The organism is Pseudomonas sp. 2 (assembly GCF_056627435.1).
Map to the genome: position 1 here is coordinate 162,789 of NZ_JBWXNG010000011.1, position 23,320 is coordinate 186,108.

The 23,320-nt window shown below is 61.4% G+C and carries 25 protein-coding genes; 9 read left to right on the forward strand and 16 right to left on the reverse strand.

The window, feature by feature from the left end; translation table 11 throughout:
• Positions 1-46 precede the first annotated feature (46 nt).
• The 6 genes from AC1MEK_RS19090 to AC1MEK_RS19115 are packed head-to-tail and all read left to right on the forward strand — an operon-like array spanning position 47 to position 7,260.
• Complete coding sequence (locus AC1MEK_RS19090; RefSeq protein WP_480397824.1) at positions 47-568, forward strand: GspH/FimT family pseudopilin; 522 nt, start codon at positions 47-49, stop codon at positions 566-568.
• Positions 568-1,113 carry a type IV pilus modification protein PilV gene (gene pilV / locus AC1MEK_RS19095; protein ID WP_480397825.1) on the forward strand — a complete coding sequence of 182 codons (546 nt, stop codon included), beginning with the start codon at positions 568-570 and terminating at the stop codon, positions 1,111-1,113. The genes AC1MEK_RS19090 and pilV (AC1MEK_RS19095) overlap by 1 nt, the downstream gene beginning before the upstream one ends.
• The gene (locus AC1MEK_RS19100) at positions 1,044-1,919 is read left to right on the forward strand and encodes a PilW family protein (protein WP_480397826.1); all 876 of its coding nucleotides are present in this window, start codon (positions 1,044-1,046) and stop codon (positions 1,917-1,919) included. Before pilV (AC1MEK_RS19095) ends, AC1MEK_RS19100 begins: the two co-directional genes overlap by 70 nt.
• Positions 1,916-2,479 carry a pilus assembly PilX family protein gene (locus AC1MEK_RS19105; RefSeq protein ID WP_480397827.1) on the forward strand — a complete coding sequence of 188 codons (564 nt, stop codon included), beginning with the start codon at positions 1,916-1,918 and terminating at the stop codon, positions 2,477-2,479. The genes AC1MEK_RS19100 and AC1MEK_RS19105 overlap by 4 nt, the downstream gene beginning before the upstream one ends.
• Positions 2,480-2,503: 24 nt before the next feature.
• Positions 2,504-6,841 carry a pilus assembly protein gene (locus tag AC1MEK_RS19110; protein WP_480397828.1) on the forward strand — a complete coding sequence of 1,446 codons (4,338 nt, stop codon included), beginning with the start codon at positions 2,504-2,506 and terminating at the stop codon, positions 6,839-6,841.
• A gap of 11 nt (positions 6,842-6,852) precedes the next feature.
• Complete coding sequence (locus AC1MEK_RS19115) at positions 6,853-7,260, forward strand: type IV pilin protein (RefSeq protein ID WP_480397829.1); 408 nt, start codon at positions 6,853-6,855, stop codon at positions 7,258-7,260.
• Positions 7,261-7,265: 5 nt separating this feature from the next.
• Here AC1MEK_RS19115 and AC1MEK_RS19120 read toward each other — a convergent pair whose 3' ends face one another.
• The 5 genes from AC1MEK_RS19120 to pilV (AC1MEK_RS19140) are packed head-to-tail and all read right to left on the reverse strand — an operon-like array spanning position 7,266 to position 9,330.
• Positions 7,266-7,688, reverse strand: a complete 423-nt coding sequence (locus AC1MEK_RS19120; protein ID WP_480397830.1) for a type IV pilin protein — start codon at positions 7,686-7,688, stop codon at positions 7,266-7,268.
• Between the two features lie 11 nt (positions 7,689-7,699).
• Positions 7,700-8,188 carry a pilus assembly PilX family protein gene (locus AC1MEK_RS19125; RefSeq protein ID WP_480397831.1) on the reverse strand — a complete coding sequence of 163 codons (489 nt, stop codon included), beginning with the start codon at positions 8,186-8,188 and terminating at the stop codon, positions 7,700-7,702.
• An 11-nt stretch (positions 8,189-8,199) separates the two neighbouring features.
• Positions 8,200-8,376, reverse strand: a complete 177-nt coding sequence (locus tag AC1MEK_RS19130) for a hypothetical protein (protein WP_480397832.1) — start codon at positions 8,374-8,376, stop codon at positions 8,200-8,202.
• A gap of 7 nt (positions 8,377-8,383) precedes the next feature.
• Positions 8,384-8,899, reverse strand: coding sequence for a PilW family protein (locus AC1MEK_RS19135; RefSeq protein WP_480397833.1), 516 nt, complete (start codon positions 8,897-8,899; stop codon positions 8,384-8,386).
• Complete coding sequence (gene pilV / locus AC1MEK_RS19140; RefSeq protein WP_480397834.1) at positions 8,896-9,330, reverse strand: type IV pilus modification protein PilV; 435 nt, start codon at positions 9,328-9,330, stop codon at positions 8,896-8,898. The genes AC1MEK_RS19135 and pilV (AC1MEK_RS19140) overlap by 4 nt, the downstream gene beginning before the upstream one ends.
• Positions 9,331-9,499: 169 nt before the next feature.
• On the opposite strand from pilV (AC1MEK_RS19140), the gene AC1MEK_RS19145 reads away from it, so the two are divergent.
• Entirely contained in the window at positions 9,500-10,003 is a 504-nt protein-coding gene (locus AC1MEK_RS19145; protein WP_480397835.1) for a GspH/FimT family pseudopilin, read from the forward strand.
• Positions 10,004-10,032: 29 nt separating this feature from the next.
• On the opposite strand, the gene ispH is transcribed toward AC1MEK_RS19145, so the two are convergent.
• From ispH to murJ, 6 genes are all read right to left on the reverse strand, one after another.
• The gene (gene ispH, locus AC1MEK_RS19150; RefSeq protein WP_480397836.1) at positions 10,033-10,980 is read right to left on the reverse strand and encodes a 4-hydroxy-3-methylbut-2-enyl diphosphate reductase; all 948 of its coding nucleotides are present in this window, start codon (positions 10,978-10,980) and stop codon (positions 10,033-10,035) included.
• An 82-nt stretch (positions 10,981-11,062) separates the two neighbouring features.
• Positions 11,063-11,515, reverse strand: a complete 453-nt coding sequence (fkpB, locus tag AC1MEK_RS19155; RefSeq protein ID WP_480397837.1) for an FKBP-type peptidyl-prolyl cis-trans isomerase — start codon at positions 11,513-11,515, stop codon at positions 11,063-11,065.
• Positions 11,508-12,023 (reverse strand): signal peptidase II, encoded by a 516-nt coding sequence (lspA, locus tag AC1MEK_RS19160; protein ID WP_480397838.1) that lies wholly within the window; start codon positions 12,021-12,023, stop codon positions 11,508-11,510. The genes fkpB and lspA overlap by 8 nt, the downstream gene beginning before the upstream one ends.
• The gene (ileS, locus tag AC1MEK_RS19165; RefSeq protein ID WP_480397839.1) at positions 12,016-14,847 is read right to left on the reverse strand and encodes an isoleucine--tRNA ligase; all 2,832 of its coding nucleotides are present in this window, start codon (positions 14,845-14,847) and stop codon (positions 12,016-12,018) included. The genes lspA and ileS overlap by 8 nt, the downstream gene beginning before the upstream one ends.
• Before the next feature lie 13 nt (positions 14,848-14,860).
• Complete coding sequence (gene ribF, locus AC1MEK_RS19170) at positions 14,861-15,796, reverse strand: bifunctional riboflavin kinase/FAD synthetase (protein ID WP_480397840.1); 936 nt, start codon at positions 15,794-15,796, stop codon at positions 14,861-14,863.
• Between the two features lie 118 nt (positions 15,797-15,914).
• Positions 15,915-17,459, reverse strand: coding sequence for a murein biosynthesis integral membrane protein MurJ (gene murJ, locus AC1MEK_RS19175; protein ID WP_480397841.1), 1,545 nt, complete (start codon positions 17,457-17,459; stop codon positions 15,915-15,917).
• Positions 17,460-17,709: 250 nt separating this feature from the next.
• Here murJ and rpsT point away from each other — a divergent pair, with 250 nt between their 5' ends.
• The gene (gene rpsT, locus AC1MEK_RS19180; protein ID WP_480397842.1) at positions 17,710-17,985 is read left to right on the forward strand and encodes a 30S ribosomal protein S20; all 276 of its coding nucleotides are present in this window, start codon (positions 17,710-17,712) and stop codon (positions 17,983-17,985) included.
• A 186-nt stretch (positions 17,986-18,171) separates the two neighbouring features.
• Here rpsT and AC1MEK_RS19185 read toward each other — a convergent pair whose 3' ends face one another.
• The 5 genes from AC1MEK_RS19185 to rplU all read right to left on the reverse strand — a co-directional run bounded on the left by AC1MEK_RS19185 (position 18,172) and on the right by rplU (position 21,932).
• Entirely contained in the window at positions 18,172-18,654 is a 483-nt protein-coding gene (locus AC1MEK_RS19185; protein WP_480397843.1) for a CreA family protein, read from the reverse strand.
• Positions 18,655-18,675: 21 nt separating this feature from the next.
• Positions 18,676-19,794 carry a glutamate 5-kinase gene (gene proB / locus AC1MEK_RS19190; RefSeq protein ID WP_480397844.1) on the reverse strand — a complete coding sequence of 373 codons (1,119 nt, stop codon included), beginning with the start codon at positions 19,792-19,794 and terminating at the stop codon, positions 18,676-18,678.
• An 85-nt stretch (positions 19,795-19,879) separates the two neighbouring features.
• On the reverse strand, positions 19,880-21,103 hold the full coding sequence (gene cgtA, locus AC1MEK_RS19195) for an Obg family GTPase CgtA (protein WP_480397845.1): 1,224 nt from the start codon (positions 21,101-21,103) through the stop codon (positions 19,880-19,882).
• Positions 21,104-21,308: 205 nt separating this feature from the next.
• Positions 21,309-21,581: a 50S ribosomal protein L27 gene (gene rpmA, locus AC1MEK_RS19200; RefSeq protein WP_480397846.1), complete on the reverse strand. Its 273-nt coding sequence runs from the start codon at positions 21,579-21,581 to the stop codon at positions 21,309-21,311.
• Between the two features lie 36 nt (positions 21,582-21,617).
• Positions 21,618-21,932 (reverse strand): 50S ribosomal protein L21, encoded by a 315-nt coding sequence (gene rplU, locus AC1MEK_RS19205; RefSeq protein WP_480397847.1) that lies wholly within the window; start codon positions 21,930-21,932, stop codon positions 21,618-21,620.
• Between the two features lie 242 nt (positions 21,933-22,174).
• Between rplU and AC1MEK_RS19210 the strand changes: the two genes are divergently transcribed.
• Positions 22,175-23,143, forward strand: coding sequence for a polyprenyl synthetase family protein (locus AC1MEK_RS19210; RefSeq protein ID WP_480397905.1), 969 nt, complete (start codon positions 22,175-22,177; stop codon positions 23,141-23,143).
• Positions 23,144-23,320: the final 177 nt, after the last annotated feature.

A 23,320-nucleotide genomic window follows, 5' to 3' on the forward strand; every position in this document is an offset into this window, starting at 1 on the left:
CCTGAGTAGTATCACCATATTTCAAACGAAAAATGGAATTTCCTCGATGGATTTCAGCGCGGGTAGTACGCAGCCGCATTCGCGTCGCAGCTGGCAAGGTCCTTCAGGGGGCAATAGCGGCGGGTTTACCCTGATCGAATTGATCGTGGTCGTGGTGATCGTGGGGATTTTTGCGGCCATGGCGATGCCGAGTTTCACCAGCACGCTGCACCGGATGAACGTCAGGGCTGCCTCGGATGAGTTCTACGGCTTGCTGCAATACGCCCGCAGCGAAGCCGTGACGCGCAGCACCACCGTGACCGTTTCTGCCGCTTCGGGAACCACCAACATCGTCGTATCGACCAGCGCCGCCACGCTCAGACAAGTCGGCGCAGCCGGCCTGCAGCCGGGTGTCAGCATCAGCGCGGGCGTCAACACGGTCAACTTCCTGCCGATGGGTACCGCCTCGGCAAGCGCGTGCTTTCAGATTCTCTACCCCACCGACACCTCTGTTTCGGCGCAATACGTCACGCTGCTGACCAGCGGCCGAATTTCTGCCCCCACCACGACCAAACCGACGGGCTGCTGATGATGAAATCAATCCGTCATTCCAACGCCGGTTTCAGTATGATCGAAGTATTGGTCAGCCTGATCATCACCGTCATCGGCGTGCTGGGCATGGTTGCCCTGCAAAGCAAGGCGATTCCCTACACCCAGGATTCAGTGCAACGCAACACGGCGATCATGCTGGTGGACGATCTGGTGGAGATCATTCGCAGCGCACCGGCCGACTGCACAACCAGCAACTCTTGCCTCAAGGCGCCCAGCGCGTCATTTCCGGCCGTCCCCAGCAGTTGCTCCCCGACGCCTGCCGCCCTGGCCGACCAGATCGGCTGCTGGACGGCGCGCGCCAACACGGCACTGCCCGGGGGCTTGGTCAACACCGCGAATTTCTACATCTGCAAGTCGGCCAGCCCAGGCGTCGTGACCTCATGCACGACGTCCAGCACCAGCAACGCCGAGCTTGAGATTCAAGTGGCCTGGACGGTGAAGAGCGCCGCCGATTGCATGACCGGCAGCCTTTCCACTACTGCAGGCACCTGCACCTACCGGCTGAGGACGCGCATCAAATGAACCCGGCAGCCCTTGCCCACCGACAGAAAGGCCTGTCGCTGATCGAATTGATGGTGGCGATGCTCATCGGGTTGTTCCTGATACTGGGCGTCACCCAGATCTTCATCAGCAACCAGACAAGCTATCTGTTTCAGCAGAGCCAGGTGGGCAACCAGGAGAACGGCCGCTTCACCTTGGCCCTGCTGAGCCAGGAGCTGCTGAAAGGCGGCTACCGAAGCGACCCGAAAAGCGATATGACGGCCGACAGTTCGCTGTCCGGATGCAGCTTCAACGCGGGGGCCGGCGTCGCCGCGGCGACCAGCAATCCGGAAACGACACTGTGCATTCAATATCAGGCCACCAACAAGGCTGACCTCAACTGCCAGGGCGCAGCGCTCTCGGACGCCAACAAGAACGCCATCGCCCTGCCTTACGGCCAGGTCAACCCCAAGATCGTCGAAAAGATTGCCTTTGATTCGGCCACCAACTCGATCACCTGCACGACCGGCAGCACGACCCAACAGATGGTCACCGGCGTCAGGGATCTTCGCTTCGAGTACGGCACAGGGTCGGGCAACGACAGCAAGACGGTCTCGACGTACAGCGCAAGCCCCTCGGCCAGCGATACGGTCGTCGTGGTGCGCTACAGAGCATTGATGCAGAGCCCAGGCACATCGACGATCAGGGACAACACCACGCTGGCGTCACCGGCCCTGACCGACTGGAACGCCCGCTACGGCACGACCTACGGCACCTCGGCCAGTGACAAGACCAGTATTTATCAGATCGTGCAGGGAACCGTCATGATCCGGAACCAGATGCAATGAAGCGCCTGTCGATGCACGTCCGCAGCCCTCGCCAGCAGACAGGCGCAACGCTGATGGTGGCGATCATGATGCTGCTCATCATCACGCTGCTTGCCCTGTCGAGCATGCGCGGCGTCTCGCTGGAATCGCGGATCACCGGCAACCTGAAGCTGCAGAAATCGCTGGTCAACGCGGCCGAGGCCGGGCTGCGCATGGGTGAGGCCAGCATCACGCAATGGCAATGCACGACCGCTACCGGCAACACGAACAAGCCCTGCGTGGCCGTGAGCACCATCACCGCAAATGCCAACGCCGATCTACCGCAGTTGTTCAACACCACGGCCAACGCGAACAACCTCAACGCCGTCACAGATCTCTACGACCCCGTGAAAATTCAGTGGTACATCGTCGACCTCAAGCTGCTCGGCGGTCAGACCCAGAACAACTGCGCGCTGCTGGCCAAGGACTGCGGCCGGCACTATTACGAAATCACTGCCTGCGCCTCGACAGTACTGTGCAGCAGCGACACCACCACACAACGGGTGATCCTGCGAACGGTCTTCGCGGTTTCCGACTCCTGAGTGCAGCCATGACAGCGAACGAACATGAATAAGCCCAACACGCTCAGCCGTTTCATCGTTGCACTGGCCAGCCTGCTGCTGCCGCTGTCTGCCGCCCAGGCGGCGGTCAGCCAGGTTCCGGCGCAGTTGCCGCTGTTCGTCAACAACTCGGTGCCGCCGCTGAACATGCTGGTGGTGGGGCGCGATCACAAGCTGTTCTTCCCGGCCTACAACGATGCGTCTGACCTGGATGGCGATGGCTCCATTGATATCCGTTACAAGCCGACCATCGACTATCTGGGCTACTTCGACTCCCTCACCTGCTACTCCTACAACGGCAGCTACTTTACGGCCGCATCGAAAACCACCGTTGCCAACTTGAAGAAATGCCCGGGAAGCTGGAGCGGTGACTATCTGAACTATCTCACCACCTCACGCGCCGACGCCTTGCGCAAAGTGCTTTACGGTGGCTACCGCGAAGTCGATACCACATCGCAGACCATCCTGACCCGCGCCTACATTCCGACCGACGCGCACACGTGGGGCAAGGAATACCGCAGCCCGACAGTCGACGGCTACAACCTGTCGGACTACACCCCGCTGTCGAACCCCACCGGCAGCAACTACACCTTGTTTGCCAACAACACCCAGTCCTCCGCCCCCCTCTTGCGAGTGTTGCCCAACGTCTCGAATATCCGCATCTTTGGCTGGGTGTCTCGCGAGGTGACGCAAGGCGGATCGGTGGCGACCAATACCAGTTTCAATGACGTGGTCGTTGTGCCCACCGACTACCAGGTCAGGGTTGAGGCATGCAAGACCGGCTTTCTGGAGAGCAACTGCAAGCTCTATCCCAACGGCAAGTACAAGCCCACGGGCATCCTTCACGACTTTGGTGAAGGCAATCAGATGTACTTCGGCCTGATGACCGGTACGTATCAGAACAACATTCAGGGCGGTGCGATTCGCAAGGCCATCAGCAGTTTTTCCAACGAGATCGAAACCTCCACCGGCATTTTTGGCACACCAGGTCTGCTGGGGGTCTACACCAAGGGCGGGATCATCGGAACACTTGACGGCCTGCGTCTGACCTCCAGCGGTTGCAGCACCTCCGGCAATACGATTACCAACTCCAACTGCCAGAACTGGGGTAATCCGCTGGCGGAAATGATGTTTGAAACCCTGCGTTACTTCAGCGGTGCGACCAGCCCTACAAGCGGCTATACCTCCGGTGCAGGGGATACTCTGCTGGGTTTGAGCGGTTTGACGACCTGGACCAATCCGTACTCCAGCACACCAAACGCAGACGCAACTTCGCCTACTTACCCCAGCTGCTCAAAGCCGTTCGAAACCCTGTTCAGTGACGTCAACCCTACGTATGACTCAGACCTGCCCGGAAGTGCCTACAGCACCACCAATGCCCCCAGCGCGCCAACTGCGCTCAGCGATTTCAACGCCCAAACCCTGGGACAGACGATCTGGAACAACGATGTCGGCGCAGGCAGCAAGAACATCAACATCGGGCAGACCCCCTCGATCAGCGACACGGCGCCCACTGCCAAAAGCGCATCCAGCTTGGGCAACATCCGCGGATTGCCGGAAGAACCCACCAAGCAAGGGACGTTCAACGCAGGCGCCGTTGCCTACTTTGGCAATACCAACCCTATAACCTCGCTGGGCGGTCAGAAGGTCCAGACTTTCTCTATTGCTCTGTCGTCGACCTTGCCACGCATTCAAATGCCCGTAGGCACTGGCACCATTACCCTGGTCCCGTTCGGCAAGGTGACCAGCGGTGTCACGGAGCAGATCACGGGGTTCTACATCGATTCGATGTACAACATGCCCGGGCAACCGACCGACTCCACTATCAACGGGGGCCGGGCGCGGGCGATTTTCCGCGTGGTGTTCGACGACTGTGGCCAGGGTTGTGACTACGACATGGACGCCATCGTGTTGTACACCGTAGCGGTCAATGCCCAGGGCACGCTGGATGTCACGCTCCAGACCGCCTACTCGGTGTCCGGCGCCGAATCCCACATGGGTTACACCATTTCGGGCACCACCAATGATGGCATCTACATCGAGGTCACCGGCGGTGGCAGCGCCAACCAGCACTACTCTCTCGACACACCGGGCACCCGACTGCCAGGGGACTGCGTCCCGTCGACCGCCTGCACCGGCACCAGCGATCTGCTGCCCGGCAAGAACGGAGCCAACCAGACGACATCCCGGGGCGACAGCCATACGCGCACATTCACCGCATCGTCCGCACGTTCGGTCACCAACCTTCAAGACCCACTGTGGTACGCGGCCAAGTGGGGCGGCTTCGGGGATTCGACGAACACCAGCACCAGCCTGCCGGTCAGTGGTCAATGGGACTCCAACGACAGCGGAACCCCCAATAACTACTTCCTGGTGAGCAACGCCTCGACCCTCAAGGACCAGTTGTCATCGGCCTTCAACCAGATTCTGCAGAAGAACAGCTCCGTGGCAACGCCGGCAGTGATCCCGGCGCTTGGCACCACCAACTCCGCGGCGACTTACCTGAACAGCCTGAACGTGGCGACCTGGAGTGGCGATCTGATCAAGACCACCACCACGTACACCTCCACCAACCCGGCCGGATCGACCGTACAGAACTGGTCCGCCTCGGCGCAGATGCCCACCTGGAGCTCGCGCAACATCCAGATGACGAACCAGGCGGGAACCGCGCTGTTGCCGTTTACCTACAGCAACCTGGGTACGCGGACATTCGCCGGGATCGCGCTGCAAACGACGCTGACCTCCGACCAGGTGGACTTCATCAAGGGCGATACCAGCAAAGCCACTTCGACGTTCCGGCGCCGCGCGTCGTTGATCGGTGACCTGGTCAACTCATCGCCGGTCGTGGTCGATACGGCGCTGTACGATGCCAGCGTGGCCGATACGCTCAACGGTACGGCCGGGACTTATGCCACATTCCAGACCACCCAGAACACCCGACGCGGCCAGATTTACGTCGGTGCGAACGACGGCATGCTGCATGCGTTCGACACCGCGACGGGTGTCGAGAAATTCGCGTTCATACCTTCGGCGGTCATCTCCAACCTCAGCGCGCTGACCAACAAGGATTACAACTCCAACTCCTCGTTGCACCGCTACTACGTCGACAACACACCGGTCATCGCCGATGTGTATATCGGCACCGGGTGGCGCACGATCCTGATCGGCACCCTGGGCGCCGGTGGCCGCGAAGTATTCGCCCTGGACATCACCAACCCCGACAGCATTTCCCTGCTCTGGGAATTCACCTCGCAGAACGACGTTGATCTGGGGTCGACATTCTCCATTCCCGTGGTCGCCAAACTGCACTCGGGCGAGTGGGGCGTGATCTTCGGCAACGGCTACAACGGCAACAACGGCAACGCTTCGCTGTTTGTCCTGAACGCTGCGACCGGCGCTGTCATCAGCAAACTCACGACATCGGTGACCGGTAACAACGGCCTGTCCTCTCCCACCGTGCTGGACGCCAACGCTGACGGCATCGCCGACTATGTCTACGCGGGCGATCTGCTGGGCAACCTGTGGCGCTTCGACCTGATTGGCTCGTCGCTCACCGCGAACACCACTGCCAGCAGCTACAAGGTGGCGTTCTCCAACAAGCCGCTTTACACCGCGACAGTGAGCGATACCGCAGGCTCGGCCGTGCAGTCGATTACCGCGGCTCCAGCCGTTGTCACTCACCCGACCGCGACCGGCACGCTGGTAATTTTCGGCACCGGGCGCTACTTCGCCTCGGCGGACAAGACCAGTACCGACCTGCAGACGCTGTACGGCATCTGGGACAAACAGACCGCCGCGCAAACCGCGGCCTCAACCCCGGTTCTGGCCAGATCCAGCCTGCAACAGCAGACCATCACCTCGCAGGTGCTCAACGCATCGTTCGACACCTCGACCAGCGACATACGCCTGGTCAGCACCAATACGGTGGACTGGACCAGCAAATCCGGCTGGTATCTCAACCTGTCGGTAGGTGGCACCTTGCTGGGCGAGCGGCTGGTCGACCCGATGACCATCAGCGGCAGCGTACTGTTCGCCTCCACCCGGACGCCAAGTACAGACGTCTGCAGCCCCGGCGTGACGGGATGGCTGTATGGCCTGGACCCGAACACGGGCGGCAGAACCAAGTTCACCGTATTCAACCTGCGGCGCAACGGCACCATCTCCAGCGCCGACAACTACAACGACAACGTTGTCAGCGGCATGAGTACCAGCGCAGGCGGCGTGGACGTCAGCACCGTGAACGGCCAGAAGTACGTGACCGATTCGAGCGGCACCACCACCCTCGTCAACACCGGCACCCGATACAGCGGGCGCCAGACATGGCGCACCATTCCTTACCAATGAGGTTGCAGGCAATGCAAGGCTTAGAGCGGCCGCAGCGCGGCTTTACCCTGATCGAATTGATGATCGTCGTCGCCATCGTCGCGATTCTGGCAGCGATCGCCTACCCGTCCTACACCAAGTACGTACAGCGCGGTTACCGCTCCGAGGGCATCGCGATGCTGAACGATGCCGTTGCGCGGATGGAGCGCTATTACGCGCAGAACAATAACTACACCAACGCAAGCACGCTCGCCGCCATCGGCATCACCAACGCCAACTCGACCAACAACAGATACACCCTGCAGGCTCCGACCGTCACCGCTACCACTTACCTGCTGCAGGTCAACCCCATCAACGCTCAGACCAGCGACAGCTGCGGCAACCTGACCATTGCGCAGGATGGCACTCGCACGCCTGCCACTGCAGACTGCTGGAAGTAAATCCGCTACCGTCCCCAGCACTGCTGCACACTGGCATCGCCCGACATCCACACGTTGTCGCGCTTGCCAGTGTGCTCCAGCACAAAGCCGCCGCATCGATCGCCTGCCATCTGTGTTCCGGCCAGCGGCATCGCCTGCAATACAAACGTTCGCTCCGAGCGTTCAGCGCTGATCGAGTAAAAAGCGTTGCCCGTCGAGACCTCATGCTTGTGTACAGGCGGGCCAATGGCGTCTGAGTACTGGCCAGATCGCGAGTGAAAACGCTCCAGCCGTTGCGCCTCCTCTATCAGTACTGCGGCGATTTCCGCTCGGCGAGTTTTCTTCACCTGCTCGGCGTAGGCCGGGTACGCCACCCCGGCGAGGATCGCGACGATGGCGACGGCGATCATGAGTTCGATGATCGAGAATCCCTGCTGACACCTCGACATGCACTGCTCTCTCATTGCCGTTGTCGCCACATGATCCGCTGCTCCCGGGTGTGGATACTTTCCAGAACCGTGCGCGAGCCTCCCTGGATTACCACGGCAGTTACGCGGTAGAGGTGGCTCATTTCGTCGGGCTTTCCGGGCCTGGCAGGATCAGCCGTCTGGCCAAGGTACTGAATACCGTAGACCCCGCCTGAGCTGGCCAGCCAACTCACCCCGGATGCGCCACCGCTGCCGGCGCCGGACAAGGTCAATGCCTCTGGTGGCGGAAGGCAGGTGGCGGGGCCGGAGCATTCAGGCAAGCTGAAACCCGGCGCCAGGACACTCGCCTCGCCCGCCCGCAAGACGGTTTCCGCCGCCTGAAACAACGCATTGCGCGATTGCAGGCTGCCAGCGACTTTCTCCTGCAGCGTCGCGTTTTGCATCGACGAGCTGGCGAGCAAGGTCACCAGCAACAGAAACACCAGCGTGACAATCAGCACCGCGCCGCGCTCGGCGTTCATATCCTTGCTCCTCAGCCAAGCCGGTTGCGAATGGCCGCGACGACGCTGAAGGTCTGCTCCTGCGTGCGGTCGGCAGGGTCGAACAGCGTCAGAGTCAGGCGCACGCTGCGAATCAGCGCAGGTACAGGCTGAGCGGTGTAGCGGCTGATGCCCGCCGCCTCGGGACCACTGGCAACACCAAACAACACGCTGAAATCACGCACATGGCTGAGCAGCGGCTGGCCGTCGAGGCTCAGTTCGCCCCGACGGTTGTTGAAGCGGTAGACCTGCTGGTGAATCGACAGAACGTATTCGTTCGGCGCCGGCCCTGGTGCGCGCCCGCGGGTCCGTGGCGGATGACGCACAATCGGTGTGAATCTCCCAGTTGTGCCACGCAACGCCCTCTCCGACCGCTGCGGTCATCAACGTGAGGCTGCCCTGCTGCGGCTGCCATTGCACCGGTGCGCGGAACGCTGCCGAGAACTGCCCGCCAACACTTTCATCCCTGATGCTGGCCAAGCAACCAAAAGCGCCCGCCAGGCGCACTTCCTGAATCATCTTGGCCAGCACGAAGCGCGCATCTTCCTGCAGGCTGGCCGATGACGTCTGGCTCAGGAAGGTGCTTTTGGAGGTGATGAACACTTGCGTCAGGGCCAGCGAGATCAGCAACCCCAGCAGCAGCGCCAGCATGATTTCGATCAGGCCGAAGCCTTTGACCCGCGCAGACCTCATGAGGATTTCACCACGCTACTGAGAGTCAGCGTGCGCATCGGCAACTCGTCGCCCTGCGCCCGGGAGTCGTTCCAGTCCACGGTTACAGTGACCCGCGCGCCTGACACGGCGATGGATGCCTGGACGTCGCTGCCCAGCATGCGCCGCAGTTGATCGGCGAAATCGAACAGGTCCTGATCCCTGGGGTTTTCGAGGTTTCCGGAGGTGGGCGCCTGGCTGAGTGAAGCCAGGCCGTAGTGAGCGTCGGGGTTGGCACGCACCCTTTCGAGCAAGTCCTGCGCGATGAAGCTGACCTGGGTGCTGCGCAGAGCGCTGTCGGAGTGTTTCAGGGCATTGAGCTGCAGCAGCGCGACGCCCAGGATGCCGGCGCTGAGCACCAGCAGTGCCACCAGCACTTCGATCAGTGTTGCGCCACGCTGTTTCGTCTTCATTGGCCACCTGTGCAATCAAGCAAGCACAGACCATTGAAGCGCAGGATCTGCATCGTGCCTGACAGGTGTGTAACCGCAGCTTGCAGACACATCGCCTGACACTCCAAGGCTTGTCCGCACCGCGCAGGGAGAGTCTTCTAGGGCCCGCCGAACACCGGGAGACCCGAGGATGAAGCAGCGAGGACTGACACTACTGGAGTTGCTCATCGGGCTTGTCCTGCTCGGCATCGTGGCCGCAATGGCGGCGCCCAGCCTCGGCGCCTTCGTCGACACACAGAGGCGTCAGGATACTGCCCAACAGCTCACCAGCAGCCTGCGAATGGCCAGGGCCGAAGCCGTTCTACGCAGCCAGTATGTGGTAGTGCAGCCGACGGGTGGGAGTTGGAGCAAAGGCTGGCGTGTCTTTGTCGATGCCAGACGCAATCAGCTTCCTGACAGGGACGACATCGTGTTGAAGGAGTTCAGCGGGTATCGAAACGTGAAAGTGATCGGCAACAGCAAGGTCGCCTCACGGGTCGGATTTGATCGCAGCGGTCGCCTGCTCGACAACGCCAACGGCACGCTGGCGATCTGTCGCGATGACTCCCCCGTCAGCCACTATCAGGTGGTGATCGCCGTGACCGGGCGAATCACCCTTCGCAACGATGAGTTTGCCAGCGAGCCCTGCGCATGAGCCCGCTGATGCCCTGCCTGAAAAGCGGCTTACTGAACCTGCTTGACCCGCAGCTCCTTGGGCATCGAGAAGGTGATGTTCTCCTCACGCCCGGCAAGCTCGTCGGCACCGGTCGCGCCCCAGGCCTGCAATTGCTGGATCACGCCGCGCACCAGCACTTCAGGTGCCGACGCGCCTGCGGTGATGCCGATGCGCTCGACACCATCGAACCAGCTGCGCTGCATGTCTTCGGCGCCGTCGATCAGGTAGGCCGGGGTCGCCATGCGCTCGGCCAGTTCACGCAGGCGGTTGGAATTGGAGCTGTTCGGGCTGCCCACCACCAGTACCACGTCGCACTCGTCGGCCAGTTGCTTCACGGCATCCTGACGGTTTTGCGTGGCGTAGCAGATGTCGTCCTTGCGCGGGCCACCGATGGCCGGGAAGCGCGTGCGCAGGGCGTCGATCACGCGGCTGGTGTCGTCCATGGACAGCGTCGTCTGGGTCACGAACGCCAGTTTCTCCGGGTTGTTGACCTGCAGGTTGGCGACGTCTTCCTCGTCCTCGACCAGATAGATCGCGCCGCCGTTGCTGGCGTCGTACTGGCCCATGGTGCCTTCGACTTCCGGATGCCCTTCGTGGCCGATCAGGATGCATTCACGGCCATCGCGGCTGTACCGGGCGACTTCGATGTGCACCTTGGTCACCAGCGGGCAGGTGGCGTCGAAGACTTTCAGGCCGCGACCGGCCGCTTCGCTGCGCACAGCCTGGGACACACCGTGGGCACTGAAGATGACGATCACGTCGTCCGGCACCTGATCCAGCTCTTCGACGAAGATCGCGCCACGGCTGCGCAGGTCTTCGACGACGAATTTGTTATGAACCACTTCATGGCGCACGTAGATCGGCGGGCCAAACACTTCCAGCGCGCGATTGACGATTTCGATCGCACGGTCCACCCCGGCGCAGAAGCCACGTGGGTTGGCGAGTTTGATTTGCATGATGTGCCTCGTATCTACGCGCAATGAAACATAAAAACGAAAAGGCCCCGAACAGTGCCGGGGCCGGTCACTCTGACGGTAATCAGAGTGCCTTCACCTCGAAGATTTCCACTTCGAACGTCAGCGTCTTGCCCGACAGCGGGTGGTTGAAGTCGACGGTCACCTGATCGTCGTCAAACGCTTTCACCACACCCGGCAGCTCGGTATTGGCCGCATCGTTGAAGATCACCAGCAGGCCTTCGGCCAGTTCCATGTTCTGAAACTGCGAACGCGGCATGATCTGCACGTTTTGCGGGTTGGGCTGACCGAAGGCATTTTCCGGTGGCACTTGCAGCGTGCGCTTGTCGCCGGCCTTGAAGCCGAACAGCAGGGCCTCGAAGCCTGGCAACAGGCTGCCGTCACCAACCTTGAACGTGGCCGGAGCCTTGTCGAAGGTGCTGTCGACGGTGTCGCCGTTTTCCAGATGCAGAGCGAAGTGCAGGGTAACTTCCGTGTTCTGACCGATGCGGACTTCTTCGATAACGTGTTCAGTCATGAACGGGTTCTCCGGTTTTCTTGCTCTTGAACATGTCCAGAGCAAGCATGATCGCGCCTACAGTGATGGCACTGTCGGCAAAGTTGAAGGCCGGGAAGTACCAGCGGTTATCCCAGTGCACCAACACGAAGTCGATGACGTGACCGATGGCGATACGGTCGTAAAGGTTGCCCAGCGCGCCACCGAGCACCAGGGCCAGCGCGATCGCCAGCCAGGTTTCGTTGCGCCCCAGACGCTTGAGCCACACCACCAGCACCGCACTGACCACCACGGCGATCAGCGCGAACAGCCAGCGCTGCCAGCCGGAGCTGTCGGCCAGGAAGCTGAAGGCCGCGCCGGTGTTGTAGGCCAGCGTCCAGCTGAAATAGCTGGGGATGACCACGATCTGCTGGTACAGGCTCAGCGAGTTCTCGAAGTAGTACTTGCTGGCCTGATCGATGATCAGCACCAGCACGCTCAACCACAGCCAGCTCAAACGGCCCATACGGCCAGCCGACGCATTAGGCATAGTGACGAACCTCGCCCGCGCCGCTGATGTTGTCCACGCAACGACCGCAGATTTCCGGATGCTCGGCATTGACGCCGACGTCCTCGCGGAAGTGCCAGCAACGGCCGCACTTGGTGTGGCCAGACTTGACCACTTTCAGCTTGAGGCCCGCGACTTCGGTCACCACGGCATCGGCCGGGGCGTCGACGAACGGCGCCACGCTGGCCTTGGAGGTGATCAGCACGAAGCGCAGCTCGTCGCCCAGCTTGTTCAGATCGCCGGTCAGGTCGGTTTCGGTGTACAGGGTCACTTCGGCCTGCAGGTTGCCACCGATGGCTTTCGCCGTGCGCTGGTTTTCCAGTTCCTTGTTGACCGCCGCCTTGACCGCCATGATCCGCTCCCAGTAGGCGCGGTCCAGCTCGAAGCCTTCCGGCAGCTCGCTCAAGCCTTCATACCAGGTGTTGAGCATGACCGACTCGTTGCGCTCGCCCGGCATGAATTCCCACAGCTCGTCGGCGGTGAAGGCCAGGATCGGTGCGATCCAGCGCACCAGCGCTTCGGAGATGTGGAACAGCGCGGTCTGGCACGAACGGCGGGCCTTGCTGTTGGCGCCGGTGGTGTACTGGCGATCCTTGATGATGTCCAGATAGAAGCCGCCCAGCTCCTGCACGCAGAAGTTGTGCACCTTGGAATAGACGTTCCAGAAGCGGTATTCGCCGTAGTGCTCTTCCAGCTCGCGTTGCAGCAGCAGCGCGCGGTCAACGGCCCAGCGGTCCAGCGCGATCATCTCGTCGGCAGGCAGCAGGTCGGTGGCCGGGTTGAAGCCGCTCAGGTTGGAGAGCAGGAAGCGCGCGGTGTTGCGGATACGGCGGTAAGCGTCGGCGCTGCGCTGCAGGATGGTCTCGGAAACGGCCATTTCGCCCGAGTAGTCGGTGGCCGAAACCCACAGGCGCATGATGTCGGCGCCCAGGGTGTCGTTGACCTTCTGCGGGGCGATGACGTTGCCCAGCGACTTGGACATCTTGCGGCCGTTCTCGTCCACGGTGAAACCGTGGGTCAGCAGCTCGCGATACGGCGCGTGGCCGTCGATGGCGCTGCCGGTCAGCAGGGACGAGTGGAACCAGCCGCGGTGCTGGTCCGAACCTTCCAGGTACAGGTCGGCACGCGGGCCGCTTTCGTGGCCCATCGGGTGCGAACCGCGCAGCACGTGCCAGTGCGTGGTGCCCGAGTCGAACCAGACGTCCAGCGTATCGCTGATTTTGTCGTACTGCGCGGCCTCATCGCCCAGCAGCTCGGCGGCGTCCAGCTTGAACCAGGCTTCGATGCCTTCTTTCTCGACGCGCTGGGCGACCTCTTCCATCAGCTCGACGGTGCGCGGGTGCAGCTCGCCGGTGGCCTTGTCGAGGAAGAACGGGATCGGCACGCCCCAGTTGCGCTGACGGGAGATGCACCAGTCAGGACGGTTGGCGATCATGGAGTGCAGACGCGCCTGGCCCCAGGCCGGCACGAACTTGGTGTCTTCAATGGCTTTCAGCGCGCTGGTGCGCAGGGTCTCGCCAGCGGCGGGCTGCTTGTCCATACCCACGAACCACTGCGCGGTGGCGCGGTAGATCAGCGGCGACTTGTGGCGCCAGCAGTGCATGTAGCTGTGGGTGATGGTTTCGGTGTGCAGCAGCGCACCGACTTCCTGCAGCTTGTCGACGATGGCCGGGTTGGCCTTCCAGATGAACTGGCCGCCAAAGAACTCCAGCGACTGGGCATAGACGCCGTTGCTCTGCACCGGGGTCAGGATGTCGTCGTTGACCATGCCGTAACGCTTGCAGGTCGCGAAGTCGTCTTCACCGTAGGCCGGTGCGGAGTGAACCACGCCAGTACCGGCGCCCAGCTCAACGTATTCGGCCAGGTAAACAGGCGACAGACGCTCGTAGAACGGGTGACGGAAGTTGACCAGTTCCAGTGCAGCGCCTGGCGCGGTGGCCAGCACCGAACCTTCGAGGTTCCAGCGCTTGAGGCAGCCCTCGACCAGCTCTTCGGCCAGCACCAGCAGGCGCTCGCCGGTGTCGACCAGCGCGTACTTGAATTCAGGGTGAACGTTGAGCGCCTGGTTGGCCGGGATGGTCCACGGGGTGGTGGTCCAGATCACGATGGCGGCAGGCTTGGCCAGGCTCGGCAGGCCGAAGGCGGCGGCGAGCTTGTCGGCATCGGCGATCGGGAAGGCTACGTCGATGGTCGAGGACTTCTTGTCCTGGTATTCGACTTCCGCTTCAGCCAGCGCCGAGCCACAGTCGAAACACCAGTTCACCGGCTTGAGGCCCTTGAACACGAAACCGTTCTTGACCATTTCGGCCAGCGCGCGGATTTCACCGGCCTCGTTGACGAAGTCCATGGTGCGATACGGGTTGGCCCAGTCGCCGAGCACGCCCAGACGAATGAATTCGGCCTTCTGGCCTTCGATCTGCTCGGCGGCATAGGCGCGGCACAGCTCGCGGGTCTTGTCCGCAGGCAGGTTCTTGCCGTGGGTGACCTCGACCTTGTGCTCGATCGGCAGACCGTGGCAGTCCCAGCCCGGCACATAAGGTGCGTCGAAGCCCGACAGGGTCTTGGAGCGCACGATCATGTCCTTGAGAATCTTGTTGACCGCATGACCGATGTGGATATTGCCGTTGGCGTACGGAGGGCCGTCGTGCAGGACGAACTTCGGACGATCCTTGCCAATTTCACGCAGCTTCTGGTACAGGCCAATGCTGTCCCAGCGCTGCAGAGTTTGCGGCTCGCGCTGGGGCAGGCCGGCCTTCATCGGGAAGGCGGTGTCCGGAAGATTAAGCGTGGATTTGTAATCGGTCATTTCAGGCTCTTAATTAGCGGTTGACCATGCCCCAATGGGCACGGGCGGCAGCGACATCCGCATCGATCGCCGTCTTGAGCGCCTCGAGGGAGGCAAAACGCTGCTCATCACGCAGCTTCTGGTGGAAAACCACCGTCAAACGCCGGCCATAGATATCGCCGGTAAAATCCAGAAGGTGAATCTCCAGGTGTGGCCGGCCATCGCCCGCCACGGTTGGCCGCACGCCGATATTGGCGACGCCGGGCCAGACCTTGCCGTCGATCTGCGCGCTGACCAGATAAACGCCGGACAGCGGCACACGACGACGCTTGAGCTGGACGTTGGCAGTGGGCGTGCCCAACTGACGCGCCAGCTTCTGGCCATGCAGCACGCGGCCAGTGATCTCGAACGGGCGCCCCAGCAGATGCTCGGCCAGGGTGAAGTCCCCCGCCGCCAGTGCGTTACGCACCTTGGTGCTGCTGACGCGAACGCCGTCGATTTCCACGGTTTGCGCCGCTTCCACGGTAAAACCTTTTTCGGCGCCGATGCGCTGCAGGAAGTCGAAATCGCCGATCCGGTCACAGCCGAAACGGAAATCGTCGCCGACCTCCAGATGTTTCACACCCAGCCCGTCGATCAATACGGTGTCAACGAACTCGGTAGCCCGCAGCTTGCTCAACTGCTGGTTGAAGGTCAGGCACAGCACCAGGTCGATGCCCTCGGCCGCCAGCAGATCCAGCTTGTCGCGCAGGCGAGCCAGACGCGCTGGAGCGGTTTCAGGGGCGAAGAACTCGCGCGGCTGGGGCTCGAAAATCACCACGCAGCTGGGCAGGCCCAACTCCACGGCACGCTCGCGCAGCCGCGCCAGGATAGCCTGGTGGCCACGGTGAACACCGTCGAAGTTGCCAATGGTGGCGACGCAGCCCCGATGCTGGGGACGCAGGTTGTGAAGGCCTCGAACCAGCTGCATAACGCGCTTCTTGCTCATAAAGTGGCCGATTATAACCACACACCGCCCTCAACGACAGGCGACACACCCAGGCAAAACGCAACAATCGGCGTTAACCGGCAAAAACCGACGATTGTTCCTACATGATCGCCTTGCGGGCGAAATCCTTCAGGCGGAAACCCAGCAACAGCAGCATGCCAAAATACGCCACCACGCCAGCCAGCACCAAGCCACCCAGACGCAGGAAACGCTCGGCCATCTGCCCGTCGGACCACGACGGCATGACATGCATCAGACCCAGCAACACCGCCGACATCACCGCCACAGCCACCAGCAGCTTCATAAGGAAGACCGGCCAGCCGGGCTGCGGCTGAAACAGGTCCTGCTTTCGCAACTGCCAGTACAACAGCAGCGCGTTCAGGCACGCCCCCAAGCTGATCGCCAGTGCCAGGCCCGCGTGGGCCAGCTCAGTGCCGAACACGAACAGCAGGTTGAAACCCTGAGTCACCGTCAGCGTAAAGAGCGCGATTTTGACCGGCGTGCGAATGTTCTGCTGGGCATAAAAGCCCGGCGCGAGCACCTTGACCACGATGATGCCCAGCAGGCCCACCGCATAGCCGATCAGCGCGTGCTGGGTCATGAGCGCATCGCGCCCATCGAACTTGCCGTATTGGAACAGCGAAACGGTCAGCGGCTCAGCCAGCAGCGCCAGCGCCAGCGTGCACGGCAGCACCAGCACGAAACACAGGCGCAAGCCCCAGTCGAGAATCCGCGAATACTCGTGGCGGTCCTTGTTGGCGTAGGTTTTCGACAGGATCGGCAGCAGGATCGTGCCCAGCGCCACACCCAGCACGCCCGAAGGCAGTTCCATCAGCCGGTCGGCGTAGTACATCCACGACACCGAACCTGCCGCCAGAAAGGACGCAAAAATGGTGTTGATGATCAGGGAAATCTGGCTGACCGAGACGCCGAGCATCGCGGGGAGCATCTGTTTCATCACCCGCCACACGCCGGTATCGCGCAGATTGAGGCGCGGCAGCACCAGCATGCCGATTTTCTTCAGGTGCGGCAGTTGATAGAGCAACTGCAACAGGCCACCGGCCAGCACCGCCCAGCCCAGCGCCATCACCGGCGGATGAAAGTACGGCGTCAGGAACAGCGCGAAGACGATCATCGCCAGGTTGAGCAAGGTCGGCACGAACGCCGGCACCGAGAAGCGGTTCCAGGTATTGAGGATCGCCCCGGCCAGCGACGACAGCGAGATCAGCAATATATAAGGAAAGGTGACGCGCAGCAGATCCGAGGTCAGCTGGAATTTTTCCGGCGTGTCGGCGAAGCCCGGCGCCGTGGCCCAGATCACCCAGGGCGCGAATACGATACCCAGCAGCGTGACCAGCGCCAGCGCCAGGGTCAGCAGCCCGGTGACATACGCGACAAAAGTGCGGGTCGCTTCTTCGCCCTGCTGGCTTTTGTATTCGGCCAGAATCGGCACGAAGGCTTGCGAGAACGCGCCCTCGGCGAAAATCCTGCGCAGAAGATTGGGCAGCTTGAAGGCGATGAAGAAGGCATCCGTGGCCATTCCCGCACCGAATGCGCGGGCAATGATGGTGTCGCGGATAAAACCCAGCACCCGCGAAAGCATGGTGATAGAGCTTACGGCGGCAAGCGATTTGAGGAGATTCATCTAAAGTTCGTGCGCCCGACCAAAGGATGCGCCAAAGCGCGGTCCATTTATGCGATACTCCGCGCCGCAAAACAGCTCAGAGCCAAAAACCGCGAGTTTACAGGTCGCACGCCGGAAAGAAATCACCTCGGCACCACACGGAGACCACTCAGCGGAACGCATCATCTGCCCTTGACAAGCACCAAACTCATCGGCATGATTCGCGGCCTATTTTGTTAGCTATTTCCCAAGTCTTTCGAGGAGCTCGACGGTGGCCAACTCACCTTCCGCCAAAAAACGTGCAAAACAGGCTGAGAAGCGTCGCAGCCACAACGCCAGCCTGCGTTCCATGGTTCGTACCTACATCAAGAACGTAGTCAAGGCCATCGACGCTAAAGACGCTGCCAAAGCGCAAGAGGCTTACACCAAGGCTGTGCCAGTTATCGACCGTATGGCCGATAAAGGCATCATCCACAAGAACAAGGCCGCTCGTCATAAGAGCCGCCTGAACGGTCACGTCAAGGCTCTGAACCAAGCTGCAGCCTAAGCGTACCGCTTCAAATGAAAAACCGACCCAAGGGTCGGTTTTTTATTGCCCGGAGTTTAGCCACACCACAAATCCTGTGGGAGCCGGCTTGCTGGCGAATGCGTTCTGCCAGGCGCTGATGCATTGAATGACACCCCGCATTCGCCAGCAAGCCGGCTCCCACAAAAGCCATTCCGGTCCGAGCACCTATGGCGTAGGCGCAGGCGCCCACGGCAGAATCGGAATCGCGGTCACCGCATTCTGCGGACTGCCTTCGATGATGCGGTCGCTATAGACCAGATACACCAGCGTATTGCGCTTCTTGTCCAGGAAGCGCACCACCTGCATAGTCTTGAACACCAGCGAGGTGCGCTCCTTGAACACCTCCTCGCCATCCTTGAGCTCACCCTTGAAGTGGATCGCCCCGACCTGGCGACAGGCGATGGACGCCTCCGCGCGATCCTCCGCCAGCCCCAACCCACCTTTGATACCGCCGGTCTTGGCGCGCGACAGGTAGCAAGTCACGCCGTCAACCTTCGGATCATCGAATGCCTCGACCACGATCCGGTCATTGGGGCCGACGAACTTGAACACCGTCGACACCTGACCGATCTCCTCAGCCGACCCCAGCAGCGGCAGCATCGACAGCGCACCCACCGCCAGCCCCAGCATCCCCTTCATGATTCGCATACACGCTTCCTTTATAGCGGGTCAGACCAGAATCAGGTTGTCGCGATGGACCAGCTCAGGCTCGGCCATGTAGCCCAGCTCCTTGACGATGGCATCGGACGGCTGACCGATAATCTTCTGCGCTTCCACCGCGCTGTAGTTGCTCAGGCCGCGCGCGATTTCGCGACCATCGGCCGCCACGCACACCACCATCTCACCGCGGCGGAAGCTGCCTTGTACCAGCTTGACGCCGACTGGCAGCAGGCTCTTGTTGCTTTCAGTCAGCGCCTTCACGGCGCCATCATCCAGCACCAGGGTGCCACGGGTCTGCAGATGACCAGCCAACCACTGCTTGCGCGCCGCCAGCATGCCGCGCTCAGGCGACAGCAAGGTGCCCAGGCGCTCGCCTGCTTTCAGACGCGCCAGCACTTTCTCGATGCGCCCGCCAACGATCACCGTGTGCGCCCCGGAACGCGCCGCCAGGCGCGCCGCACGCAGCTTGGTCTGCATGCCGCCACGCCCCAGCGCGCCGCCAGTCCCGCCAGCCACCGCATCGAGGGCCGGGTCATCGGCACGGGCCTCGTAGATCAACTGCGCTTCAGGATTGTTGCGCGGATCGGCATCGAACATGCCGTCGCGGTCGGTCAGGATCACCAGCAGATCAGCCTCGACCAGGTTGGCCACCAGTGCTGCGAGCGTATCGTTGTCGCCGAAACGGATTTCGTCGGTGACCACCGTGTCGTTTTCGTTGATCACCGGCACCACGCCCAGTTCGACCAGCGTGCGCAGCGTACTGCGCGCGTTGAGGTAACGCTTGCGGTCGGACAGGTCGTCGTGGGTCAGGAGAATCTGCGCGGTGTGCCGGTCATGCTCGGCAAAGCTCGACTCCCAGGCCTGCACCAGACCCATCTGGCCGATCGCCGCCGCCGCCTGAAGCTCATGCATGGCACTCGGTCGCGCAGCCCAGCCCAGGCGACTCATACCGGCCGCTACCGCGCCAGAAGAAACCAGAACCAGTTCGACGCCTGCTTCATGCAGCGCCACCATCTGCTCGACCCAAACACCCATCGCGTTGCGATCAAGACCCTTGCCGTCCGCCGTCAGCAGCGCGCTTCCGATCTTCACAACCCAACGCTGGGCACCTGTCACCTTGCTCCGCATGATCTTTCAACCTTAAGCCAGAAAGTACAAATCCAAGATACTAAAACGCCGCTCTGGGAGCGGCGCTGTAGTTTACTTCACTCGATCACTCACGGACGTAAATGATTTCCGGACCGTCTTCATCATCCTCGAAATCATCGTCCCAATCATCGTCGCCGATGTCATGCACGCTCTTCACGCCGCTGCGACGCAGGGCACGGGCATCATCCAGCGCCTGCAGCTGAGCGCGGGCTTCGTCCTCAATGCGCTGATCCAGCTCGGCCAGCTCTTCGGCGTAGGCCGGGTCATTGGCCAGACGGTCGGCGCGATCTTCCAGATAACGCATGATGTCGTGACTAATGCGCTCGGTGCCCAGCTTGGAAATCGCCGAAATCATGTAGACCGGGCCTTCCCAGTTCAGACGCTCGACGATCCGCTGCTTGATTGCCTCATGCTCTTCTTCGGGGAGCATGTCGCACTTGTTCAGCACCAGCCAGCGGTCGCGATCGTTCAGCGCCGGGCTGAACTTGACCAGCTCGTTGACGATGACTTCAGCGGCATCGGCCGGATCGCTTTCATCCAGCGGCGCCATGTCGACGAGGTGCAGCAACAGACGGGTACGCGCCAAGTGCTTGAGGAAGCGAATACCCAGGCCGGCGCCGTCGGATGCGCCTTCGATCAGACCCGGAATGTCGGCAATGACGAAGCTCTTCCAGCGATCGACGCTGACCACGCCCAGGTTGGGCACCAGCGTGGTGAACGGGTAGTCGGCGACTTTCGGCTTGGCGGCCGATACCGAACGAATGAAGGTGCTCTTGCCGGCATTTGGCAAGCCCAGCAGACCAACGTCGGCCAGCACTTTCATTTCCAGCTTCAGGTCACGCTGCTCGCCCGGCTTGCCCGGCGTGGTCTGGCGTGGCGCACGGTTGGTACTGGATTTGAAGCGAGTGTTGCCCAGGCCGTGCCAGCCGCCCTGCACCACCATCAGTTTCTGACCGGCCTTGGTCAGGTCGCCGATGATTTCCTGGGTGCTGGAGTCGATAACAGTGGTGCCAACCGGCACGCGCAGGATCAGGTCCTCGCCTTTCTTGCCGGTGCAATCGGTGCTGCCGCCGTTGGAGCCACGCTCGGCCTCGAAGTGACGGGTGTAGCGGTAGTCGACCAGGGTGTTGAGGTTCTCGTCGGCGACCATGAAGATCGAGCCGCCGTCGCCACCGTCACCGCCGTTGGGACCACCGTTTTCGATGAATTTTTCGCGACGGAAGCTCATGCAACCGTTGCCGCCGTCACCGGCCTTCACCCGAATGGATACTTCATCAACAAATTTCATAACGCACGCCTCCCGTCACAAAGACGAGCAAACAACATAAATTCATAAGGCTCTTGCAAAGATGAGCGTTGCGGTACCGATCAAAAACCAGCGCTTCACACCACAACGGCCCACACAAACAGCTTTGCAAGAGACTCACCAAACCGCAGCTTCTACAAACGAAAAAGCCCTGTCAGAGACAGGGCCTTTTACTGCTACTGCAAGATTATGCTGCGGCTTCAGCCTTAGGCACGATGCTTACATAGCGACGACCGAAGGCGCCTTTGACCTGGAACTTGATCACACCTTCGATTTTCGCGAACAGGGTGTGGTCTTTGCCCATGCCAACACCGTAGCCAGCGTGGAACTCGGTGCCGCGCTGACGAACAATGATGTTGCCCGGGATGATGGTCTGGCCGCCGTACATCTTCACGCCAAGTCGTTTGGCTTCTGAGTCGCGACCGTTACGGGTACTACCACCAGCTTTTTTGTGTGCCATGAGTTCAATACTCCTATATGGGTATCAGGCTGAAAATCAGGCCTGGATACCGGTGATTTTGATCTCGGTGAACCACTGGCGGTGGCCCATACGCTTCATGTGGTGCTTACGACGGCGGAACTTGATGATGCGGACTTTATCGTGACGGCCTTGCGACACGACTTCAGCCGATACGGTAGCGCCGGCGACAACTGGAGCGCCGATGTTGACGTCGTCACCGTTGGCAACCAGCAGAACGCGGTCGAAGGTAACGGTTTCGCCAGTGGCGACTTCCAGTTTTTCAATTTTCAGGTATTCACCTGGGGCGACTTTGTACTGCTTGCCACCAGTAACGATTACTGCGTACGACATGGGTATATCTCCGAAAATCCTGCTCACCCAGCTCTTTATAAGAAGAGTATCGGCTGGCATGGCTGCATGGGGCTGGAAAGGCCTGACATGCAATTGCGTAAGGCAGGTGCTGCCCAGGAAAGTTAGGGTGCGCGATTGTACGCAAGCGGCGTTCGCCTTGCAAGGGGCCGTACGTCACGCCTTGACAGGGTGGGGCCTGCCACCTAGCATGCCGCGCAACCCTTATGGAGCACGCCTTGCAGATGCAACCTCAAGCCTTCTATCACGCTGTGGCTGACGACTTTACAGCCGTCGATCACATTATCAAGAAGCAGTTGACGTCGCGCGTGCCGCTGGTCTCGAAAATCGGCGACTACATCACCTCCGCCGGTGGCAAGCGCCTGCGTCCGCTGCTGGTGCTGCTGTGCGGCAAGGCATTGGGCCACGAAGGCGACAACCTGCGCCTGCTGGCCGCCACCATCGAATTCCTGCACACCGCGACCCTGCTACACGACGACGTGGTCGACATGTCCGGCATGCGCCGCGGCCGCTCGACCGCCAACGCCATGTGGGGCAACGCGCCCAGCGTGCTGGTCGGCGACTTCCTGTACTCGCGCTCCTTCGAAATGATGGTCGAGCTGGGCTCGATGCCGGTCATGAAGATCCTTTCCAAGGCCACTCGCGTGATCGCCGAGGGTGAAGTGTTGCAGCTGTCCAAGGTCCGCGATGCCAGCACCACCGAAGAAACCTACATGGAAGTGATTCGCGGCAAGACAGCCATGCTGTTCGAAGCCTCGACCCACAGCGCTGCCGCCCTGGCCCAGGCCGACGAAGCGCAGAGCGAAGCGCTGCGTACCTTCGGTGATCACCTGGGTATCGCGTTCCAGTTGGTCGACGACCTGCTGGACTACCGCGGCGACGCCGAGACCATGGGCAAGAACATCGGCGACGACCTGGCCGAAGGCAAGCCGACCCTGCCGCTGATCTACACCATGCGCGAAGGCACGCCCGAGCAGGCGGCACTAGTGCGCAAGGCCATTCAGAAAGGCGGCCTGGAAGACCTGGAGAGCATCCGCGAAGCGGTTGAGCAGTCCGGTTCGCTGGACTACACCGCCAAACTGGCCCGCGACTACGCCGCACGCGCCATCGCCTGCCTGGAGGCCCTGCCAGCCAGCCAATACCGCGATGCGCTGATCGAGCTGAGCGAGTTCGCGGTCGCGCGTACGCATTGATCGTCGGATGCTGTACCGAAAAGCCCGTCCTGAGTGACGGGCTTTTTTGTTCCCGTCTCCTCATCGGCGTAGCAGCACGGCTTGCCGGCGGGGCGGTGTATCAGTGACGAAGATATCGCCTGACACACCGCTCCCGCCGGCAAGCCGTGCTGCTACGGACCGAGGTGAATCCTGATT

Bases quoted from the DNA above. Each gene is read 5' to 3' on its own strand.
- AC1MEK_RS19090 (WP_480397824.1), top strand. From the start codon at position 47: ATGGATTTCAGCGCGGGTAGTACGCAGCCGCATTCGCGTCGCAGCTGG.
- pilV (WP_480397825.1), top strand. From the start codon at position 568: ATGATGAAATCAATCCGTCATTCCAACGCCGGTTTCAGTATGATCGAA.
- AC1MEK_RS19105 (WP_480397827.1), top strand. From the start codon at position 1,916: ATGAAGCGCCTGTCGATGCACGTCCGCAGCCCTCGCCAGCAGACAGGC.
- AC1MEK_RS19110 (WP_480397828.1), top strand. From the start codon at position 2,504: ATGAATAAGCCCAACACGCTCAGCCGTTTCATCGTTGCACTGGCCAGC.
- AC1MEK_RS19115 (WP_480397829.1), top strand. From the start codon at position 6,853: ATGCAAGGCTTAGAGCGGCCGCAGCGCGGCTTTACCCTGATCGAATTG.
- AC1MEK_RS19120 (WP_480397830.1), bottom strand. From the start codon at position 7,688: ATGTCGAGGTGTCAGCAGGGATTCTCGATCATCGAACTCATGATCGCC.
- AC1MEK_RS19125 (WP_480397831.1), bottom strand. From the start codon at position 8,188: ATGAACGCCGAGCGCGGCGCGGTGCTGATTGTCACGCTGGTGTTTCTG.
- AC1MEK_RS19135 (WP_480397833.1), bottom strand. From the start codon at position 8,899: ATGAGGTCTGCGCGGGTCAAAGGCTTCGGCCTGATCGAAATCATGCTG.
- pilV (WP_480397834.1), bottom strand. From the start codon at position 9,330: ATGAAGACGAAACAGCGTGGCGCAACACTGATCGAAGTGCTGGTGGCA.
- AC1MEK_RS19145 (WP_480397835.1), top strand. From the start codon at position 9,500: ATGAAGCAGCGAGGACTGACACTACTGGAGTTGCTCATCGGGCTTGTC.
- ispH (WP_480397836.1), bottom strand. From the start codon at position 10,980: ATGCAAATCAAACTCGCCAACCCACGTGGCTTCTGCGCCGGGGTGGAC.
- fkpB (WP_480397837.1), bottom strand. From the start codon at position 11,515: ATGACTGAACACGTTATCGAAGAAGTCCGCATCGGTCAGAACACGGAA.
- lspA (WP_480397838.1), bottom strand. From the start codon at position 12,023: ATGCCTAATGCGTCGGCTGGCCGTATGGGCCGTTTGAGCTGGCTGTGG.
- ileS (WP_480397839.1), bottom strand. From the start codon at position 14,847: ATGACCGATTACAAATCCACGCTTAATCTTCCGGACACCGCCTTCCCG.
- ribF (WP_480397840.1), bottom strand. From the start codon at position 15,796: ATGCAGCTGGTTCGAGGCCTTCACAACCTGCGTCCCCAGCATCGGGGC.
- murJ (WP_480397841.1), bottom strand. From the start codon at position 17,459: ATGAATCTCCTCAAATCGCTTGCCGCCGTAAGCTCTATCACCATGCTT.
- AC1MEK_RS19185 (WP_480397843.1), bottom strand. From the start codon at position 18,654: ATGCGAATCATGAAGGGGATGCTGGGGCTGGCGGTGGGTGCGCTGTCG.
- proB (WP_480397844.1), bottom strand. From the start codon at position 19,794: ATGCGGAGCAAGGTGACAGGTGCCCAGCGTTGGGTTGTGAAGATCGGA.
- cgtA (WP_480397845.1), bottom strand. From the start codon at position 21,103: ATGAAATTTGTTGATGAAGTATCCATTCGGGTGAAGGCCGGTGACGGC.
- rpmA (WP_480397846.1), bottom strand. From the start codon at position 21,581: ATGGCACACAAAAAAGCTGGTGGTAGTACCCGTAACGGTCGCGACTCA.
- rplU (WP_480397847.1), bottom strand. From the start codon at position 21,932: ATGTCGTACGCAGTAATCGTTACTGGTGGCAAGCAGTACAAAGTCGCC.
- AC1MEK_RS19210 (WP_480397905.1), top strand. From the start codon at position 22,175: ATGCAACCTCAAGCCTTCTATCACGCTGTGGCTGACGACTTTACAGCC.